The 19,121-nt window shown below is 74.0% G+C and carries 18 protein-coding genes; 11 read left to right on the top strand and 7 right to left on the bottom strand.

The window, feature by feature from the left end; genetic code table 11:
* Positions 1-124: 124 nt before the first annotated feature.
* Positions 125-1,303 carry a trypsin-like serine protease gene (locus tag ACFVSN_RS13425; RefSeq protein WP_380446916.1) on the bottom strand — a complete coding sequence of 393 codons (1,179 nt, stop codon included), beginning with the start codon at positions 1,301-1,303 and terminating at the stop codon, positions 125-127.
* Positions 1,304-1,889: 586 nt separating this feature from the next.
* On the opposite strand from ACFVSN_RS13425, the gene ACFVSN_RS13420 reads away from it, so the two are divergent.
* Together ACFVSN_RS13420 and ACFVSN_RS13415 are read left to right on the top strand one after the other, a co-directional pair.
* Positions 1,890-2,762, top strand: coding sequence for an AAA family ATPase (locus tag ACFVSN_RS13420; RefSeq protein ID WP_387955066.1), 873 nt, complete (start codon positions 1,890-1,892; stop codon positions 2,760-2,762).
* Positions 2,759-4,189 (top strand): VWA domain-containing protein, encoded by a 1,431-nt coding sequence (locus tag ACFVSN_RS13415; RefSeq protein ID WP_387955064.1) that lies wholly within the window; start codon positions 2,759-2,761, stop codon positions 4,187-4,189. The genes ACFVSN_RS13420 and ACFVSN_RS13415 overlap by 4 nt, the downstream gene beginning before the upstream one ends.
* A gap of 4 nt (positions 4,190-4,193) precedes the next feature.
* Here the strand turns inward: ACFVSN_RS13415 and ACFVSN_RS13410 are convergent, their stop codons facing one another.
* From ACFVSN_RS13410 to ACFVSN_RS13400, 3 genes are all read right to left on the bottom strand, one after another.
* Positions 4,194-5,177 carry an alpha/beta fold hydrolase gene (locus tag ACFVSN_RS13410; protein WP_387955062.1) on the bottom strand — a complete coding sequence of 328 codons (984 nt, stop codon included), beginning with the start codon at positions 5,175-5,177 and terminating at the stop codon, positions 4,194-4,196.
* A gap of 133 nt (positions 5,178-5,310) precedes the next feature.
* On the bottom strand, positions 5,311-8,748 hold the full coding sequence (locus ACFVSN_RS13405) for a S8 family serine peptidase (protein WP_380446907.1): 3,438 nt from the start codon (positions 8,746-8,748) through the stop codon (positions 5,311-5,313).
* A gap of 544 nt (positions 8,749-9,292) precedes the next feature.
* Positions 9,293-10,144: a siderophore-interacting protein gene (locus ACFVSN_RS13400; protein ID WP_387955060.1), complete on the bottom strand. Its 852-nt coding sequence runs from the start codon at positions 10,142-10,144 to the stop codon at positions 9,293-9,295.
* 92 nt (positions 10,145-10,236) lie between these two features.
* Here ACFVSN_RS13400 and ACFVSN_RS13395 point away from each other — a divergent pair, with 92 nt between their 5' ends.
* Positions 10,237-11,004: a TetR/AcrR family transcriptional regulator gene (locus tag ACFVSN_RS13395; protein WP_387955058.1), complete on the top strand. Its 768-nt coding sequence runs from the start codon at positions 10,237-10,239 to the stop codon at positions 11,002-11,004.
* A gap of 14 nt (positions 11,005-11,018) precedes the next feature.
* Here ACFVSN_RS13395 and ACFVSN_RS13390 read toward each other — a convergent pair whose 3' ends face one another.
* The gene (locus ACFVSN_RS13390) at positions 11,019-11,216 is read right to left on the bottom strand and encodes a hypothetical protein (protein WP_380446900.1); all 198 of its coding nucleotides are present in this window, start codon (positions 11,214-11,216) and stop codon (positions 11,019-11,021) included.
* A 169-nt stretch (positions 11,217-11,385) separates the two neighbouring features.
* On the opposite strand from ACFVSN_RS13390, the gene ACFVSN_RS13385 reads away from it, so the two are divergent.
* From ACFVSN_RS13385 to ACFVSN_RS13370, 4 genes are read left to right on the top strand one after another with little or no spacing between them, the layout of a single operon-like run.
* Positions 11,386-12,702 (top strand): D-alanyl-D-alanine carboxypeptidase family protein, encoded by a 1,317-nt coding sequence (locus ACFVSN_RS13385; protein ID WP_387594042.1) that lies wholly within the window; start codon positions 11,386-11,388, stop codon positions 12,700-12,702.
* 14 nt (positions 12,703-12,716) lie between these two features.
* The gene (locus ACFVSN_RS13380; protein ID WP_387955056.1) at positions 12,717-13,295 is read left to right on the top strand and encodes a hypothetical protein; all 579 of its coding nucleotides are present in this window, start codon (positions 12,717-12,719) and stop codon (positions 13,293-13,295) included.
* Positions 13,277-13,501, top strand: coding sequence for a hypothetical protein (locus ACFVSN_RS13375; RefSeq protein ID WP_387955054.1), 225 nt, complete (start codon positions 13,277-13,279; stop codon positions 13,499-13,501). Before ACFVSN_RS13380 ends, ACFVSN_RS13375 begins: the two co-directional genes overlap by 19 nt.
* A 43-nt stretch (positions 13,502-13,544) precedes the next feature.
* Positions 13,545-13,958, top strand: a complete 414-nt coding sequence (locus ACFVSN_RS13370) for a PPOX class F420-dependent oxidoreductase (protein WP_387955052.1) — start codon at positions 13,545-13,547, stop codon at positions 13,956-13,958.
* A gap of 7 nt (positions 13,959-13,965) precedes the next feature.
* Here the strand turns inward: ACFVSN_RS13370 and ACFVSN_RS13365 are convergent, their stop codons facing one another.
* Positions 13,966-14,763 carry an MBL fold metallo-hydrolase gene (locus ACFVSN_RS13365; protein ID WP_380449132.1) on the bottom strand — a complete coding sequence of 266 codons (798 nt, stop codon included), beginning with the start codon at positions 14,761-14,763 and terminating at the stop codon, positions 13,966-13,968.
* A gap of 60 nt (positions 14,764-14,823) precedes the next feature.
* On the opposite strand from ACFVSN_RS13365, the gene ACFVSN_RS13360 reads away from it, so the two are divergent.
* Positions 14,824-15,216 (top strand): NTP pyrophosphohydrolase, encoded by a 393-nt coding sequence (locus tag ACFVSN_RS13360; protein ID WP_380502798.1) that lies wholly within the window; start codon positions 14,824-14,826, stop codon positions 15,214-15,216.
* Between the two features lie 14 nt (positions 15,217-15,230).
* Here ACFVSN_RS13360 and ACFVSN_RS13355 read toward each other — a convergent pair whose 3' ends face one another.
* Positions 15,231-15,839, bottom strand: a complete 609-nt coding sequence (locus tag ACFVSN_RS13355; RefSeq protein ID WP_380494952.1) for a hypothetical protein — start codon at positions 15,837-15,839, stop codon at positions 15,231-15,233.
* Between the two features lie 253 nt (positions 15,840-16,092).
* Between ACFVSN_RS13355 and ACFVSN_RS13350 the strand changes: the two genes are divergently transcribed.
* From ACFVSN_RS13350 to ACFVSN_RS13340, 3 genes are read left to right on the top strand one after another with little or no spacing between them, the layout of a single operon-like run.
* The gene (locus ACFVSN_RS13350; RefSeq protein ID WP_380447285.1) at positions 16,093-16,254 is read left to right on the top strand and encodes a hypothetical protein; all 162 of its coding nucleotides are present in this window, start codon (positions 16,093-16,095) and stop codon (positions 16,252-16,254) included.
* Positions 16,251-18,506: a heavy metal translocating P-type ATPase gene (locus tag ACFVSN_RS13345; protein ID WP_387955049.1), complete on the top strand. Its 2,256-nt coding sequence runs from the start codon at positions 16,251-16,253 to the stop codon at positions 18,504-18,506. The genes ACFVSN_RS13350 and ACFVSN_RS13345 overlap by 4 nt, the downstream gene beginning before the upstream one ends.
* Positions 18,506-18,985 carry a copper chaperone PCu(A)C gene (locus tag ACFVSN_RS13340; protein ID WP_387594036.1) on the top strand — a complete coding sequence of 160 codons (480 nt, stop codon included), beginning with the start codon at positions 18,506-18,508 and terminating at the stop codon, positions 18,983-18,985. The genes ACFVSN_RS13345 and ACFVSN_RS13340 overlap by 1 nt, the downstream gene beginning before the upstream one ends.
* Positions 18,986-19,121: the final 136 nt, after the last annotated feature.

Below are 19,121 nucleotides of genomic sequence, written 5' to 3'. Positions count from 1 at the left end.
GCGCCCCGCCCCCCCCCCCGGGGGGGGGCCCCCCCCCTTTTAAACCCAACACCCCCCCCCACCCCCCCCGCGGGGGGCCCCCCCCCCGGGGGGGCCCCCCCCGCCGCTCCCGTGTGGTGCTGCGTCAGATCGACCAGACCTGGTCCGAGTACTGCGGGATGCAGTCGAACTGGGTCAGCTTCTGGCCGACGGCCGCCGAGCCCGACCAGCCGATCATGCACTTGTTGCTCTTGACGTTGCGCAGCTGGTAGCCACCGGTCACCGGCTCCAGCTTCCACACCTGGTCGACGAACTGCGAGTCGCAGAAGATCTGCTGGACCTCGGCGCCGTTGTCCGGCGTCTGCCACGGCACGTAGGCGCACTTGTCGGACTTGAGGTTGCGCAGCTGGTAGCCGCCGTCGACCTTCTGGAGGTTCCAGACCTGGTCGACGAACTGGTTGGCGCAGCCGACCTGGACGAGGTTGGCGTGGTCCTCCGGCGTCTGCCACGGCACGTAGGCGCACAGGCCGCTGTAGTTGTTCTTCAGCGTGGCCGTGTGCAGGCGGGTGTCGAACACCCAGCCCGCCAGGTCGTCCACCCGGGTCTCCACCGCGCCGGTGCGGGTCTCCGCACCGGAGCCGAGGCAACCGCCCTGCCAGGAGAGGCTGTTGACGCCCGCCAGCTCGACGCCGCCGCCGGCCTTGGCGCGCAGCGCCGGGCCGCCGGTGTCGCCCTTGCAGATCGCGTCCTTGCCGGGCGTCTTGCCGGTGACGGCGACGGTGGTGGCGGTCGAGGACTGCACGGTGAACGAGGCGCTGTGCAGGGTGTTGGGCACCCACTCGTCCTTGGTGCGCCCGTACCCGGCCACCGTCAGCGTCTCACCGGCGGTGGGCGCGGCGCCCACCGCGACGGTCGGGATGCCCTGGGCCGGCTGCGCGAGCTTCACCAGCACCAGGTCACGGTCGGCGCGCGGCACCAGCTCGGTCACCTCGGAGGTGAACCCGCCACCGGTCGTCAGGTCGGTGCGCCCGACCGTCGCGACCGTCTTCAGCTTCGGCGCACCGGCCTGCAGCGCCTGCGGCTGCGCCGGGTTGTCGGCGAAACAGCTGCTCGCCGTCAGCACCCAGTACGAGTCCACGAGCGAACCGGTGCAGGCGCGCTGGCCGTTGCCGATGTCCAGCTTGGTGGTGAACGCGTACGTGCCGTTCGGCACGCCGTCCCCCACCACCGCACTCGCCGTACCCGCACTCACCAGGCTGCCGACCACGGCGGCCGAGGCCAGCATCCCCGTCATCCACGCGGCGCGCGGACGTGAGCGAAACACTATGGAACTCCTCATTCGGATTGTTGTGGACCCGGCGGCCCCAGGCCGCTCCAGGTCGTCACTTGGAGGCGCGGATCTCCGGCAGCGTGAACTGGCGGTGCTGCGGGTCCTGGAGCTCACGCACGCCCTGACCGCTGGGGCTCGGCATCTTCAGGATCGCGGGGGGCTTCCTCGGCCCGGGCCCGGTCGAGCCTCTGGACAGGATCCGGTCACGCAATCGCGCACGAACCGGCGCGGCGCGCATGGACGAGTTGCCCATTGTCCCCCCTTCCCCTGTGTCCCCTGGTCCGTCAGAAACGGCTGTCACCAGGGCCGTTGCCCCGATGCCCGGAGGAAGCCTAGTGCCGAAATTGCCCGAAAGAAGGGGCGGGGAGAGTTCGTCTTGATCGCATGCCAACTGGCTGATTCGCGACGTGATTCGGCCTTGGACGACATAAACACGCAATAGATCAAGCCAACTGATGGCAAAGGAGGGATTCGTCCGCCTCGCCCGGTTCGTACACCTCCCCAGTCGACCCCGCGACAGCGAAGTGACCGGCCGGTAGGGTGCTGGCGGACGGTCGGCGCGAGTGGAGGCGGAGCGGGAATGAACAGCGACGGGACGGGGTTCTTCACGTCGGTGGCGGACGCCGCAGCGCAGTTGGCCGGCGTCGGGTACCTCGCGTCCACGGCGGTGGCGACGACGGTGTTCCTCGCCGACCGGCTCGGCAAGCCGCTGCTCGTCGAGGGGCCGGCCGGGGTGGGGAAGACGGAACTGGCGAAGGCGGTGGCCGAAATCGGTCGTGCCCGACTGGTTCGGCTGCAGTGTTATGAAGGCATCGACGAGTCCCGCGCCCTCTACGAGTGGAACCACGCCAAGCAACTGCTGCGGATCACCGCCGGACGCGACGAGGGCTGGGACGAGGCGCGCACCGACATCTTCGGCGAGGAGTTCCTGCTCACCCGGCCCCTGCTGACGGCGATCCGCGGTGCCGAGCCGACGGTGCTGCTGGTCGACGAGATGGACAAGGCCGACGTCGAGGTCGAGGCGCTGCTGCTGGAGGTGCTCAGCGACTTCCAGGTGACGGTGCCCGAGCTCGGCACCATCACGGCGACCCGCCGGCCCTTCGTGCTGCTCACCTCCAACGCCACCCGCGAGCTGTCGGAGGCGCTGCGCCGGCGCTGCCTCTTCCTCCACCTCGACTACCCGGACGCCGAGTTGGAGCGCCGGATCGTCCGCGCCAAGGTGCCGGGCCTGGACGAGACGCTCGCCGCGTCGCTCGTACGGGTGGTCGGCGCGCTGCGCGCGATGGAGCTGCGCAAGGCACCGTCCGTCGCGGAGACGATCGACTGGGCGCGCACGCTGCTCGCCCTCGGTGCGGACACGCTGGACGAGGCGGTGGTCCGGGCCACCCTCGGGGTGATCCTCAAGCACCAGGACGACGTGCGGAAGGCCGCCGAGAAGCTCACCGCCGTATGAGCGCCCAGCACCCCCCGGGTCCGCAGGACACCGCCGCCCGCCTCACCGGCCTGGTCCGCGCCCTGCGCGGGCACGGCCTGCGGATCGGCCCGGCCGAGACGGTGGACGCGGCGGCCGTGCTCGACGTCCTGGGCTTCGCCGACCGCGAGCAGATGCGGGCCGGACTGGCCGCCGCACTGCTGCGCTCGGACGGCCAACGGGCCGTCTTCGACGCCACGTTCGACCTGTTCTTCCCACTCGGCGTCGGCACCCCGGAGGCCGCGCGCCACGTCGAACCGCAGGACGACGCACCGCGTTTCGGCCGCCCCGACCCCGTCCGGGACGAGCTGCGCGAGCGCATCGCCGACGCGCTCGCGGCCGACGACCGGGCCGCCCTCGCCGCGCTCGCGGGCGAGGCCGTCGAGGCCTTCGGCCGCTACGGCACCGGCTCGGCCCCCGGCTCGGACGGCTGGTCGGCCCACCAGGCGCTCGGCCGGCTCGCCCCCGAGACGCTGCTCGCCCGCGTCCTCGCCGCCCTGCGCGAGCCGAACGGCGCCCCGTCCCACGACGTCTCCGACCTCGTCCTCGCCGACGAGATCCGCCGCCGCATCCGGGACTTCCGCGCCCTCGCCGCCGGTGAGGCCCGCCGCCGCGTCGCCGAGCTGCGCGGCGCCGAGCGGATCGCCGAACGGGCCGTCGCCCCGACCGCCGACCGGATCGACTTCCTCGCCGCCGGCCGCGACCAGCTCGCCGAACTCCGGCGCACCGTCCACCCGTTGGCCCGCAAGCTGGCCACCCGGCTGGCCGCCCGGCGCCGCCGCGCCGCGCGCGGGCAGATCGACCTGCGCCGCACCCTGCGCCGCTCGCTGTCCACCGGCGGGGTGCCGCTGCGCCCGGCGTACCGGCTGCGCCGACCGGCCCGGCCGGAGCTGGTGCTGCTGTGCGACGTGTCCGGCTCGGTGGCCGGCTTCGCCGACTTCACCATGCTGCTGGTGCAGGCGATGAGCGAGCAGTTCAGCAAGGTCCGGGTGTTCGCGTTCGTGAACCGCACCGCCGAGGTGACCGACCTTCTCGCGCGCGGCGGCACCGACCCGGCCCGGCTGGCCGCGCGGATCCTCACCGACGCCTGGGTCATGGGCCACCACGGCAGCAGCGACTACGGCTCCGCACTGGGCGGGTTCGCCGACCGGCACCTGGACGCGGTCGGCCCGCGCACCTGCGTGCTGGTCCTCGGCGACGCCCGCACCAATCACCGCGACCCGAACCTGGACGCGCTGCGCCGGATCGCCGGCCGGGCGCGGCGGGTCATCTGGCTCAACCCCGAACAGCCCGCGCTCTGGCCGACCGGCGACTCCGCCGCGCTCGCCTACGCGGGCGTCGTGGAGATGCACTCCTGCCGCAACGCCCGCCGGCTGGGCGAACTGATCGCCCGGCTGCTACCCGTCTAACCGTCTAACCCTCCGAAGCTCCGTTCTCCACGTGTGCGAGGAAGTCCAGCAGCGCCGCGGTGACCTCCGCCGGCCGCTCCTGCTGCGTCCAGTGGCCGGTGTCCGGCAGGCGGACGTGCTTGTGGAGGCGGGGCGTGAAGGTGGTCAGCAGGAGCTCCAGGACGTCCCGCGGGACCATCGCGTTGACGAGGTCCCGCTCGCCGACCACGAACAGCGCGGGCGCCTGGACCGGGCGGCCGGCGAACGCCGCCATCAGCTCGTTGTTCCGGTCGATGTTGCGGTACCAGTTGAGCCCGCCGGTGAACGCCCGCTCCCTGTGGGTCGCGTAGTCGGCCACGTAGGCCTCGATGTCCGCCTCGGTGATCCAGGCCGGCAGCCGCTCCGGCTCCGGGACGGTGTCCAGCAGCTTCTGCCCCTCGGGGACGACCCACACGGCCGGCTCGGCGCCGGGCCCGGAGCCGGCGTAGACGCGGCGGAAGGTGGACGCCGGGTCGGCCGCGAGCTCGGCGTCGGCGCGGCCGGGCTCCTGGAAGTAGTTCTGGTAGAAGCCGTCGCCGAACTGCGCGCGCGACTCCGCGAGCGGGCGCGGTCCGCTCGGCAGCGGCGGCACACTGAGCCCGGCGACACCGCGCACGAGGTCGGGCCGCAGCGCCGCCGTGGCCCACGCCACCGGCGCGCCCCAGTCGTGGCCGACCACCACGGCCTGCTCGGCGCCGAGCGCGCCGATCAGCGCCGTCGCGTCGCCGACGAGGTGCAGCAGGGTGTACGCGTCGATGCGCTCGGGCTGCTCACTGCGCGCGTAGCCGCGCTGGTCGGGGGCGACCACCCGGTAGCCGGCGGCGGCCAGCGGCGCGAACTGGTGCCGCCAGGAGTACCAGCTCTCCGGGAACCCGTGCAGCAGCAGCACCAGCGGGCCCTCGCCCTGCTCGGCGATGTGCAGCCGCACACCGTTCACCTCGACGTGGCTGTGCTTGATCGCGTCGCTCAACTCCCGCTCCCCTGTTCGACATCGGAATCCGTTGCGGCCATTCGTTCGGACCCTGCCCAGCGGTACCGGCCGGAAACGCGGCCGAGGCCGCCCCGGGAATCCGGGACGGCCTCGGCACGTGGTGCGCGGTGGGTCAGTTCACCGTGTAGCTGTACGGCAGGGCCGCCAGCACCGCACCGGTGGTGCTCACGCTGTTGTTGGCGGTGGCCACACCGGTCGGGCCGGACACCAGGTACAGGACACCGTGGACGGTGCTGCCCTTCGCGCCGGTCGGGGTGATGGTCACCTGCAGCGAGCCGGTGGCGCCGGGGGCGACGGTCACCGGGGTGGCGGCCGGGGCCGTGGCGTTGACCGACGCGGCGTAGATGTCACCGGTGCTGGAGGTCAGCGCCGGGTCGAACGCCAGGGTGTGGGCGGTCGCGGTGATGGTGGCCGAACCGGCCGGGGCGCCCGCGTTGGAGAACGGGCCGATCTGCTGGAGGAAGGTGCCCCACAGGCCGGGAACGACCGGCTGGGAGGCGGTCCCGTTGGACGTCACGACCGAGATGGTCGAGCCGTTCTGGGCCTTCTTCAGGTCGCCGAACAGGTCCGGCGAGGCGGTGGTGGCGCTGAGCTCCAGCTGGGCCGGGGTCGTGGACGCGGCCACGCCCTTCAGCTGGTCGGTGCCCGGCGGAACCAGGAACGACGGGACCGAGGAGGTCAGCGACAGCGGCAGGGTGACGGCGGACGAGGCGCCCTGCGGCACCAGGTTCACGTCGGTGCGGCGGTCGAGACGACCGTCGGCCGCGATCTGCTGGGTCGCCACCGTGTTGTTGGTGTAGTTGACCTGGAAGGTCACCGGCTTGTTGGCGGCGAGCTTGGTCTTCGCGTCGGTCGGCAGGCCCGCGGCGGTGGCCACGTTCTTGTTGAAGCCGATGGTGCCCGCGAAGTCCTGGCCGAGCTGCTGACCGCTGACCGAGCCGATCACGTTGAACACGAAGCGCCAGCGGCCCTCGGCCGGGTTGACCGCGGTGGCCGAGACGCCCGCGCCGGTGCCGGTCAGGTTGCCCTGGGCGTCGAGGAGGGCGTTGCCCTCGATGTCGACCGGGGTGCCGTTCGGGCTGATGAGCGCGCCCTGCATGAGGAGCTTGGAGTCCTTGACGGTGACGCCGACCCGCAGGTCCTTCTGGCCCTTCGGGACGTCGAACGCGTAGGAGAAGCTCTGCGTGGGCGAGCCGCTGCGGCCGTTGCCGCCGGTGATGGTGCCGGAGAAGGCGCCGTCGCCGTTGGTGACCGGCACGAGGCTGCGCAGGATGACCGGGACGCTGGTGGTCTGGCCGTTGGAGCTGGAGACGGTGACCGCCTCGCTGGAGTCGCCGCTGGTGGCCGGGGTGGTGACCTGGACCTTGAGGGTCTTGGTGTCACCCGGCTCGATGTCGACGACGTTCGGGCCCACGGTGCCGGCCGGCTCCGCGCGCTGGAAGGTGGCGCCGAGCTGGACCGGGCCGGTGTAGCCGCCCTTGCCCTGCGGGGTGTAGAGGACCGCGGTCCAGTCGCCGGCGACCGGGTGCGGGACGTCCACCAGGCCGAAGTTGGCCGGGGTGGCACCGCCCTGCGGGCGGGTGTTGGTCTCGAAGCGGCCGCTCGGGTCGAGCAGCGTCATGCGGACGACCGGACCGTTGACGGTCGGGTTGGCCGCACCCTGCCAGGCGATCGACGCCGCGAGGCGGTCGGCGCCGGCCGGAACGGTGATCTTGACCTGCTGCTTCACCCAGGTGGCGCCGTTGGTGGCGTACTTGAAGGTGTCGGTGGAGGCCGAGTCCATCTTGACGGTCTGCTGGCTGTTGCCCATCAGCGCGAAGCTGCGGGTGGCGGCGCTGACCGTCTGGGTGGTGTCACTGGTGTTGGTGACGCTCACGTCGGCGGTGTGGGTCGAGCCCGGGGCGCCGGCGATGTCGAGCTGACCGGTGTTCACGACGACCTGGCTGCTGCCGGGCGTGCCGTCACCGTCGTCGTAGCCGCGGGCGGCCTCGACGGCGCCGCGGACGTTCAGCAGACCCGCGCCCTGCTCCTCGGCCGGGACGCCGAGGTCGGTGGCGGTGCCGGTGATGAACTTCTTCACCAGGGCCGGGGACGGCGAGTCGCCGCCGTGGGTGTCGCGGTAGGCCTGGATGACCAGGGCCGCGGCGCCGGTCACGAACGGCGCGGCCTGCGAGGTGCCACCGAAGGACTGGATGCCCGCGGCCTTGCCGCCGAAGCCGCCGCAGTCGGTGAACTTGGTGACGTCGGTCGAGCACAGGGCCCAGTCCGACTCACCCGGGGCGACCAGGTCGACCGAACGGCCGGCCTGGGTGAAGCCGCCCGAGGACAGCGCGGAGATGCGGTTGTTGCTCCAGGTCTTGTTGGAGAACCCGGCACCCGCGTAACCGGTCTGCTGGTAGTTCTGGTTGTCCGTCGAGGCGCCGACCGCGATGACGTTCGGGTCGGTGGCCGGCGAGCCGACGGTGCCGCTCAGGCCGGCGTCGCCGGAGGAGACGGAGACCGTGACACCGGCCTTGACGGCCTCGTCGTTGAAGAGCGAGATGGTGTCGTGGGCGCTGGAGTCCGGCGTCGGGTTGCCGCCGAAGGACTCGTTCAGCACGTCGACGTGCTGGACCCGCACCGCGTAGTCGATCGCCTGCAGGATCGACGAGTTGGACATCATCTCGCCACCCGCCTTGAGGGCGACGAGGTCCGCGTCCGGGGCGATGCCCTTGACGCGGATGGTGCAGCCGGCCGGCAGCGGGTGCGCCGTCTGGTTCACGAAGTTCGCGACGTCGTAGACCTGGCGGCCCTGGGCGATGACCGCCGAGGCGTCGCCGAAGGCTTCCGCGCCACCGGTGGGGGAGTCCCAGCCGGAGCCCGAGAAGTCCTGGTAGTCGACGACGGCGTGCGAGCCGTCGGCCCGGACGAAGTCCGGGTTGTTGGGGTCGAGGCCGTCCGCGATGTAGGCGACCTTGACGCCCTTGCCGGTGGCCAGGTCGGCCGCGCCGGCCTTGCCGTTGCCGGTGGCCACGCGGGTCGAGTAGAGGCCCTCGGGCTCCAGCAGCGGCTTGCTCGGGTCGGAGGGGCAGACCGTGTTGGTCGCGTTCTCCTCGGGAGCCTGGGCGCCGTTGCTGCCCGTAACGGCGTTCGGGGTCGCGGCGGCCGTCGACGCCTTCGCGCTCTCGGCGGCCTGGGCGGCCTTCGCCTTGGCGGCGACGGCCGGGGTGACGGCGACCGGGGCGTCGGCCACCACGGTGGCGACGGCCGGGTCGGCCTGGAGCTGCGCCTTCAGGGCCGGGCTGACCGTGGCCGAGAAGGCGTTGCCGAGCACGAAGCTCTTGACGTTGGTGCCGCCGTTGGCCTTGACCTTGTTCAGCAGCGGAGCCTGGGCGTGCTCGGTCTTCTGCTGGCGTGCGCCCACGTGGCCGTTGTCGGCCGGGGCGTCCGCTATCTGGTCCTTGAGGATCACGATCACCGGCACCGGGGCCCCGTCCGCCGACGCCTGGGGGGCGCTGGTGGTGTCGGGGATCGGAGCGCCGAACGCCGTGGTCCCGAAACCGAGGACCATGGACGCGGCAGTGACCGTGACGGCGGCTGCTAGCTGGGATTTCCGCCAGCCGATCAATGGACATCCTTTCGTCTGATGAGACGTCAGGTTGCACGGTCCAGCCTACGCGGATCCTGGTCGGCCGCGTGGTTGCTCCGGACCGCGCGTCCCGACAGCGGACGCATTCCAGCGCATCCGGCACGACCACGACAAGGGGGGATTTCCCCATCGAAAAGTAAAAATGACCATCGGTTAGTAAAATGCAGGACGGAAATCCGGCCATCGCAGACCTTTACCCTGCTCTCACCTGCGAAGCAGTGCCTGATCATCCCCGTTCACCCCACTGGCGAACATCGGACACTGGCGAACAACCGCCACCCGGTACCGGGCGAAAACGGACCGCGCCCCGGGTGCACTACTGACCGGTTGTCTCTCTTCCCTGTCAGCACCGGGCCAAACAGGGGCCGTTCCGGCCAGGGATACGGATGGGCACCCGCGCCGGGTTCGGGGAGGTCCGGGCGTTCGTCGGCGAACGCCCGGACAAACGAACCCCGACCGGATGCAATCAGGACATCGTGAGTTTTTCCTGAGCGTCGGCCAGGTCCTCGGCCGTCGGCGCGTCGTCCTGGGTGAGCCGGTAGCGCCAATAACCCGAGAAATCGACAAATATCTTTGGCACCCCGCACTCCCCCACCAGGTACCGGCGCAGCGCCCGGACGGCGTCCGCCTCGCCAGCCAGCCACGCGAACGGGGTGCCCGCCGGCAGCTCGGCGGCCCGGACCGCCTCGGTCAGCACGACGCCCGGGCGGGCGCCGCCGCGGTACAGCCAGCGGACGGTCAGATCGGCCGGTCCGTCCAGCGGCTGTCGCTCCGACTCGTCCGCGACCTCGACGAACGCGAGCACCCGGACGCCGGCCGGCAGCGCCCCGGCCAGCGTGGCGATCGCCGGCAGTGCGGACTCATCGCCGGCGAAGAGGATCCAGTCGGCGGTGGCGGCGGCCTCCGCGAGCGGGACCTGCCGGGCGTACAGCTCGGACGGGCCGACCATGCCGAGCCGGTCGCCGGGTTCGGCGCGCAGCGCCCACGCGGACGCGGGCCCGGTGTCGCCGTGCAGGACGAAGTCGATCTCGATCCGCCGGGTGCCGGGGACGCGGCGGCGGACGGTGAAGCTGCGCATCAGCGGGCGCCCGGCCTCGGGAATGGCCAGGTAGGCCTGGTACCAGCCCATGGGGTCGTCGCCCTGGGCGGGAAGGACCGGCTCGGACTGGCCGGGGCGGGGGAAGCAGAGCTTCACCTGCTGGTCGGGCGCGCCGCCGACGGTGTCGTCGAGGGCGGCGGCCTCGAACGTGACCCGGGCGGTGCGCGGCGTGATCCGGCGGACGGCGGCGACCTCGACGAAGGTGACGGGCAGGGTCAACGCGGAACTCCTTCCAATCTCGCGGATTGGTAACCTTACGACATAAAGAGTTGCTGTGACGCGGTTACTTTACACCATAAGGAGTTCCTGGAATGGTCGTGTACGCCGGGCAGGGCGACGCCCGCCGCTCCCTGTCCCTGCTGTGGCGCGCCCCCGGCGCCGAACCCGCCCCGCGCACCGGGCGCAGCGGCCCCAAGCCCGGCCTGAGCGTGGACGCGATCGTGTCGGCGGGAATCGCCGTGGCCGATTCCGAGGGCATGGCCGCGCTCTCGATGCGGGCCGTCGGCGAACGGCTCGGCCGCACCGCGATGGCGCTCTACACGTACGTCCCGGGAAAGGCCGAACTGCTGGACCTGATGCACGACCGGGCGCTCGCCGAAATGCCGGCGGAATCCGACGGCTCCGGGGGCTGGCGGGCCGCCGTCACCGCCTGGGCCGAGGCGCTGCACGCCTGCTATGTGCGCCACCCCTGGATGCTCCAGGTCTCGCAGGCCCGCCCGGTCCTGGGCCCGGCCGAACTCGCCGCCATGGAGGCCCTGTTGCGCGCCCTGCGGCCGGCCGGACTGCCGGCCCGGCGGCTGCGCGGGGCCGTCGGCGCGCTGTGGCAGTTCGTCCGCGGGATGGCCGGCGTGGCCGCCGAGGCCCGCGACGCGGCCACCGCGACCGGCGTGGCCGACGCGGACTGGTGGACCGCCCGCTCGGCCCAACTCGCGGAACTCGCGCCCGACTTCGCGGAGCGCTTCCCGCTCCTGACCGCCCTGGAGAGCGGCGGCGACCCGGATCCGCAGGCGCGCGACCGCGAGGGCTTCCGCAGCGGCCTCGCCGTGCTCCTCGACGGGATCGCGGCGCCGTCCGCCTGACCGTCCTCCCCCGCTCAGTCCCGCCGGGCCGCCGGGATCGCCAGCAGCACGCCCAGCGCCAGCAGCACCGCGTACCCGACCGTCTCGTGCCCGGCCGGGACGAGGAAGCGCACGAAGCCGAACAGCCGGAAGCCCCCGAGGTGGTCGGAGAGCAGGCCGGTCGCACCGCCGAGGATCAGGACGAAGCCGAGGTAGCCGAGCAGGGTCTTCATACCGGAAGCCTAGGAACACGCCTCCTCCCGGTAATCCGACTTTCGGCGCGACCTCGACCGACCAAAGTGGCGGCGAACCGGGCGGGGACGGCGCGTAGCCCGGGCACCGGACGGAGCAGCAGGCACGGCGGCCCGGCGGCGGCGCGGGTACGTTCGCGGTGTGCAGCAGATGTCACCGCATGCGGGCAGGCTGGCCGCGGCCTCCGCCGTGTCCGTCCTCGTGCTCGTCGCGACCGCCCCGGCGGCGGCCGGACAGGACTCCACCTCCGTCGTCGGCGGCGAGCGGCTCGGCCGCCCCGCCGTCCAGGTCGCCCCGCTCGCCGGCGCCCCCGCGCTCCCCACCGCGCTCAGCGGGCGCTCCTGGGTGGTCGCCGACGCCGGCACGGGCGAGGTGCTCGCCGCCCAGAACGCCCACCTGCCGCTGCCCCCGGCCAGCACGCTGAAGATGCTGTTCGCGGACACCGTCATGACGAAGTTCGACCGCGCCGACGTCCACCAGGTGACCCAGGCCGAGCTGGCCAACCTCGGCGCCGGGAGCAGCCTCGTCGGCGTCAAGGAGAACCTGCCCTACCGCGTCGAGGACCTCTGGCGGGGCGTCTTCCTCAGCTCCGGCAACGACGCCGTCCACGTGCTCGCCCACATGAACGGCGGCATCGCGCAGACCGTCGCCGAGATGCAGGCCCGCGCCAACACCCTCCAGGCCCGCGACACCAAGGTCGTCTCGCCCGACGGCTACGACATGGACGGACAGGTCTCCTCCGCCTACGACCTCACCCTGTTCGCGCGCGCCGGGCTGCGCATCGCCGACTTCCGCTCCTACTGCTCGACCCGCACCGCCCACTTCCCCGGCGGGCTGGACAAGCTCACCGGGCAGCGCACCAGCTTCGACATCGCCAACACCGACCGGCTGCTGGGCAAGTACCCGGGCCTGATCGGCGTCAAGAACGGCTACACCACCAACGCGGGCGCCACCTTCACCGGCGCCGCCGAGCGCGGCGGCCGGACCCTCCTCGTGACGGTCATGCACCCCGAGGCCCAGGGCAAGGTGTACGACGAGGCGGCCAGCCTGCTCGACTGGGGCTTCGCGGCCGCCGGCAAGGTGCAGCCCGTCGGCCGGCTCGTCGACGACACCGCGCCGGTGACCGCACCGGGCGCCCCGGGCGCACCCGGCACCCCGGCGGGCACCGCCCCCGCCGCCGGGGCCGAGCCGCAGGCCGCCCAGGACGAGGGGCACGGCCTCGGCCCCGCCGCGTGGACGGCCGCCGCCCTCGGCGCGGCCCTCGTCCTGTGGGCGGCGGGCCGCACGGCCGCACGCCGCCGCGGCGCGGTCGCCACGGCCACACCGGCGGGCCCGCCCACCCCGAGCACCCACGACTCCCCCGCCGTCGGCGGTTGCACCGGCACCCGGGGCTCCACCGGCACCGGCCGCCGCCGTCTGGCCCGCCGCGCCCGCGCCCTCGTCCACAGCGCCCGCCCTCGCCGCTGAGCCGGCGGACCGGCGTGGAACTCTGGCTGCTGAACGGCTTCTCGACGGCGACGCTGGCCCTCATGGTGGTCGGCGGCGTCGTCCTGGTGGCGGTCGTCGCCAGCAGCCTCGCCACCCGCCGGTACCCCGCGCTGGTCGGCGGCGAGAACAACGAGATGGTCGGCGTCGTGCTCTCGCTGTTCGGCGCGATCTACGGCATCATCCTCGCCTTCGTCATCGTCAACCTGTGGACCGAGCTCCAGGACGCCCAGAAGGGGGTCGCCGCCGAGGCCACCGCGGTGTCCCAGATCGTCCGTGACGCCCGCGCCTTCCCGCCCGACACCCGGGCCGCCGTCGACGGCGCCGTCCGGGACTACGTGCACGCCGTCGTCGAACAGCAGTGGCCCCTGATGCGGGACGGGCGCGGCGACTTCGCGGTGACGGTGGCGAAGATGGACGCGGCGTACGACGCCCTGCTCGCCTTCCAGCCGCAGTCCCCGTCCGAGCAGGCCTTCTACGCCAAGGCGCTGACAGCCTCAACGACGTCGCCGGCCAGCGCCGCAACCGCATCCTGGTCAGCCGCGGCGAACTGCCGGTGCTGCTCCAGGTGCTGATCGTCGGCGGCGCGCTCGTGATCCTGCTGCTGACACTGCTGTACGGCATCCACAACCGGAAGGTCAGGCTCCTGTTCGTCGGCTCGGTCGCGGCGCTGATCGGCTTCAGCCTGCTGCTCGTCCCGGTGCTGGACCGGCCGTTCGCCGGGGGCGTGAGCGTGTCGCCCGAACCGTTCAAGCAGAGCGCCCTGGCCGAGTTCTGGTGACGTCGGCGCAGGTGGGCGCCCCGCTCGTCCTAGACTTCCGGCCATGACCACCCCTGACCCCGCCTCGCGGGAACGGCTCGCCCGGATCGTCGAGCTGTCCTCCGGCAGCTACCTGCTCGTCACCACCTACAAGAAGGACGGCACCACCGTGCCGACCCCGGTCTGGGTGGTCCGCGACGGCGACGCGCTCGGCGTCTGGACCGTCGCGGACTCCTGGAAGGTCAAGCGGATCCGCAACCGCGCGGACGTCCTCGTCGGCCCCTGCGACGTCAAGGGCCGCCCCACCGGCGACCAGTACCCCGCCACCGCCGAACTCCTCGGCCCCGAGCGGACCGCCGCCTACCGCACGCTGCTGCGCCAGAAGTACGGCCTGCTGGGCGTGCTCACCCTGCTCGGCAGCCGCATCCGGCGCGGCGAGCGCGGCACGGTCGGGATCCGGATCACCCTGAACGACTGAGCCCCGCCTACGCGTGCGGGTCCGCGAGGACGCTGGGCAGGCCGACGAAGTCGGACTCCGGGCCGAACCGCTGCTCCAGCGCGTCCGCCAGGCCGTTCAGCGCGGCGGCGCCGTCGCCGTGGAAGGACGAGCCGTGCATCACGGCGAGCGTGCGCGGCCGGAGTTCGGCGAGGGCCCGCAGCGTCGTCGCGGCGGCGGTGAGGCAGGACGTCTGGCGGAACAGCCGCTCGGATTCGAGGGCCGCCTCGACGAGGTCCCCGTCGGTGACGGGCGGGCCGTCGCCGAGGTGGGTGAAGAGGTCCCCGCAGAAGAGGGTGCGGGTCTGCTCCTCGAAGAGGACGCGGGCCTCCCAGCCGTGCGGCACGTGCGGGGTGTTGAGGTTGCGCACCCGCCGCCGCACCCGCCGGCCGCCGAGGTCGAGCACGTCGCCGAGGTCCAGCGGCTCGCCGTCGTCCATCGGCACCGGCGGGCGGTCGGCGAGGTCGTTCAGCGACACCAGGCAGCCCAGCGTGTTGTGCGCGACCCGCGCGTTCGGCGCGGCGGCCAGGAACTCGTTCATCGACCCGCACTCGTCGGCCTCGACGTGTCCGAACGTCACCCAGCGCAGCCGTTCCAGCGGCACGACGCGGCCGATCGCCTCCGACACGGCCGGGAACAGCGCCCGCATGCCGGTGTGGAAGAGCAGCGGCTCCTCGGCGTCGACCAGGAACTGGTTGAACGTGAAGCCGGCGGGCGGCGCGATCTCCGGGACGTACGTCGAGACGCGGTAGATGCGGTCGCCGATCTCGTCGATGCGGGTGTGCATGGGCCACTTCCCTCGTGGGTGCGACCGGCGGGCGGGCCCGGCGTGGCAGGCTTTCCGGTCATGGGTGACAACGCGGTGCCGCTGCTGGTCGTGGACGGTGCGAACGTCGTCGGGTCGGTGCCCGACGGGTGGTGGCGGGACCGGCGCGGGGCGGCCGAGCGGCTGCGCGACGCGCTGGTCCCCGTCGCCGGGCGGGGGCTGCCCGGGCGGGCCGGGCCACTGGACGTGGTGCTGGTGGTCGAGGGCGCGGCGCGCGGCGTGGCGGAGGTGCCCGGGGTCCGGGTGGTCGCCGCCGCGGGGAGCGGCGACGACCTGATCGTCGAGGTGGTCCGGGCTGCCAGGGCCGAGCGGCCGGACCGGGACTGCCTGGTCGTCACCGCCGACCGCGAGCTGCGGGCCCGGGTCGGTGCGCTCGGCGCCGACGTCACCGGGCCGCGGTCCGTCCGGCCCTGAGGACGGTCGGCCGGTCAGTACCGGACGGCCTTCACCACCACCGGGACCAGCCGCTGCTCGGTGTGGCTGCTGAACGCCACGGGGGACGCCAACTCGTCGCGCGGGACGTTCTCGGCGCCCACGACGGTGCTGTCGACCGTCATGCCGTTGGTGTCGGTGAAGTCGACCTGCACGGCGTAGGAGGCGGTGTCCAGGCCGTTGTTGCGGATGGTCACCACGACGGCCGGCAGGCCGCCGGTGTCCGCGAGCGGGACGCCGGTGATCGTGACCGCGCCGAGGGCGTTGCCGCCGTTGGGGGCCTGGGCGAGGGCGGAGACGGCCTTGTCGTGGGCCATCGCCTGCTGGGCGGAGACGGACGCGGCGAAGGCGGCCGCCGCCGCGGCCGACGAGGCGGCGGCCTCGGGCCCGGGGGACGGCGAAGCGCTCGCCGAGGGCGAGGCGGACTCGGTGGCCGCGGCGGACTCGGCGGGTGAGGGGCCCGAGGTGCGCACGATCGACGGGTTGGTCGACGAGCTGCTGCACGCCGCCGCCAGGACGCCCCCGGCGGCCAGCATCGCGGTCAGGGCGACCACGCGGGGGGCCGTCCGGCGGCGGGGGCCCGGGTGGGTGTGGAGTTCGCGCACGGCAGGTTGCCTCTTCTCGCTCGGCGTGTCCTGCACCCCATGCTTCGGGGCGCGGCGGCGGGACGGCGAGACCTGCACACCCGTTCGAGTGGACCCGCGGCTGCTCCCGGGCCGGCCGGCCGCCACCCCCCGCACCGGCACCGGGACCGGGCCGTCGCGGGCGATTTCCGCGGACTTCGAACCGTACGGGAACCACTCCGGTTCGCCGTCCGACTGGTGGGGGGTGAGTGCGAAGTCGCCGGGAGTCCGGCCGTTGAGTGTGCTGGCGGGGTTCGCCCTGCTGCTGGTGGTGGTGTTCGCGGTGGCGTACGCCGTGGGCCGTCAGGCGGGGCCGGTGTCGCCGGGGCTGACGCCCGGGGTCGGGGGCGGCGGCTCGCCCGGGATGTCCGGGCACGACATGGGAGGCATGCGGTGAGCGCGGTCGCGGGGGCCGGCGCCGGGGCGCTGGTGAGCACCGACCTGGCGGTCGGCGGGATGACCTGCGCGGCGTGCGTGGGCCGGGTGGAGAAGCGGCTGGCGAGGATCGAGGGCGTGTCGGCCGGGGTGAACCTGGCCACCGGCCGGGCGCGGGTGCTGCACCCGGCCGGCGTGGCCGTCGAGGAGCTCGTGTCGGCCGTCGAACGGGCCGGCTACACGGCCGAGCCGGTGGCGGCCGGGGCGGCCGTCGGCCCGGCGGAGGAGGAACCGGACGGGCGGTGGCGGCTGCTGGTGACGGCACTGCTCGCCGTGCCCGTGCTGGTGCTGTCGATGGTGCCGTCGCTGCAGTTCCCGGCCTGGCAGTGGGTGTGCTTCGGGCTGGCCGTGCCGGTGGTGACGTGGGGCTCGGCGGGCTTCCACCGGCGGGCGTGGCAGGGGCTGCGGCACGCGGCGGCGACGATGGACACGCTGGTGAGCCTCGGGGTGCTGGCGTCCTTCGGCTGGTCGGCGTACGCCCTGCTGTTCGGCGGGGCTGGTGCCATCGGCATGCGGATGCCGTTCTCGCTGACGGCCGACGGCGGCGGCGCGGCGCACGTGTACCTAGAGGCGGCCGTCGGCGTGCCGCTGTTCGTCCTGGCCGGGCGGCTGCTGGAGGGCCGGGTGCGGCGGCGCAGCGGTTCGGCGCTGCGGGCGCTGGCCGAGCTGGGCGCGAAGGAGGTGTGCGTCCGGGAGGGCGGCGAGGAACGGCTGGTGGCGATCGAACTGCTGCTTCCGGGGCAGGAGTTCGTGGTGCGGCCGGGTGAGCGGGTGGCCACCGACGGCGTGGTGGTCGAGGGCGGTTCGGCGCTCGACCTGAGCCTGCTGACCGGCGAGAGCGTGCCGGTCGAGGTCGGCCCCGGGGACCGGGTGGCGGGCGCGACGGTGAACGTCGGCGGCGCCCTCGTGGTGCGGGCGACGGCGGTCGGCGCGGACACCCAGCTCGCCCGGATCACCGCCCTGGTGGCCGACGCCCAGGCGGGCAAGGCGCGGGCGCAGCGGCTCGCGGACGCGGTGGCCGGGGTGTTCGTGCCGTGCGTGCTGGCGGTCGCGGTGAGCGTGCTGGGCTTCTGGCTGGGCGCGGGCGCGGCCCCGCAGGCGGCGGTGACGGCGGCGGTCGCGGTGCTCGTGGTGGCCTGCCCGTGCGCGCTGGGGCTGGCGACGCCGACGGCGCTGCTCGCGGCGACCGGGCGGGGCGCGGAGCTCGGCGTGCTGGTGCGCGGGCCCGAGGTGCTGGAGAGCCTGCGGCGGGTCGACACCGTGGTGCTGGACAAGACCGGGACGCTGACCACCGGGCGGATGCGGCTCGCGGCGGTCACCACGGTCGGCGACGTCGACCAGGAGGCGGCCGAGGCGCTGCGGCTGGCCGGTGCGGTGGAGCACCGGTCGGAGCACCCGATCGGGCGGGCCGTCGCGGCGGCGGCCAGGGAGCGGTGCGGGGAACTGCCGCCGGTGAGCGGTTTCCGGGCGACGGCCGGGGTCGGGGTGGCCGGGACGGTCGAGGCCCGGGCGGTGCGGGTGGTCCGTCCGGACGCCGTCGACCTCCCGCCGGTCCTCGCGGAGGCGGTCGCCGAGGCCGGCCGGGCGGGCCGTACGGCCGTGGTCGTGGAGCTCGACGGCCGGGCGGAGGCCGTCCTCGCCGTCGGCGACACCGTGCGCTCCGGCAGCTGGCGGGCGCTGCACCGGCTGCGCGGGATGGGCCTGGAGACCGTCCTGCTCACCGGCGACGGCCCCGGCGCGGCCCGGGCGGTGGCGGACGAGCTCGGCATCGAGCGGGTGCACGCCTCGGCGTCGCCGGAGCGCAAGGCCGAGGTGGTGGCCGAGCTGAAGGCCGCCGGGCGGGCGACGGCGGTGGTCGGCGACGGCGTCAACGACGCGGTGGCGCTGGCCTCGGCGGACCTCGGGGTCGCGCTGGCCTCGGGCAGCGACGCCGCGATCGGCGCGGCCGGGCTCACGCTGGTGCGAGGCGACATCGAGGCCGTGGTGGACGCCGTCCGCCTGGCCCGGCGCACGCTGGGCACGATCCGGACAAACCTGCTGTGGGCGTTCGGCTACAACGTCGTGCTCATCCCGCTGGCGGCCGTCGGGCTGCTGAACCCGATGCTGGCGGCGGTCGCGATGTCGCTCAGTTCACTGCTCGTGGTGGGCAACAGCCTGCGGCTGCGCACGTGGCAGCCCGGACGCGGCAACACCCGGAAGGGGGCCCGGCGGTGATGATCGAGCGGCTCAAGGTGGTCGGCCCGCCCGTCGGGGCGGCGGTGCTGGCGCTCGTCCTGCTGAGCGGCTGGACGGCCGTCGGCGGCGCCGGGCGTCCCCGGCCGGTCGAGGCCACCGGGGACGGGTGGGTGCTGCTGCCGACGGCGGGGGCGGCGCCGGCCACGACGGCGTTCTTCACGATCCGCAACCCCGGCGACATACCGGACGAACTGACCGGTGCGAGTTGGGAGTTCGGCGGCCCGATCACACTGAAGCGGCACCTGCACCAGGGCGCGGCCGGGCGGTGGGAGGCCGTGACCGCGCTGCCGGTGCCGGCGCGCAGCGAGCTGGTGCTGTCCCCGGAGGACTCCGACCTGATGATGGCCGCGCCGCCACCGCTGCGGGCGGGCCAGTGGGTGGACTTCACGCTCACGTTCCGGCACAGCCCGGAGCTCCGGCTCAAGGCCCAGGTGCGGCCGCCGGGTTCACGGCCGTGACCGAGGGGGGGGGGGGGCCCCCGCCCCCCCCCCCCCCCCGGCCCCCCCCCGCGGGGGCCCCCCGGGGGCCCCCCGCCCCACGCGCCGTTGGGGGGTGGAGCACCGCGGGCGCGCGGGGTGCGACGCGGGGGCCGCG

This window comes from Kitasatospora sp. NPDC057904 (genome assembly GCF_042887925.1).
In the GTDB taxonomy this organism is placed as follows: Bacteria; Actinomycetota; Actinomycetes; order Streptomycetales; family Streptomycetaceae; genus Kitasatospora.
This window is presented reverse-complemented; position numbering and strand designations above follow the sequence as displayed.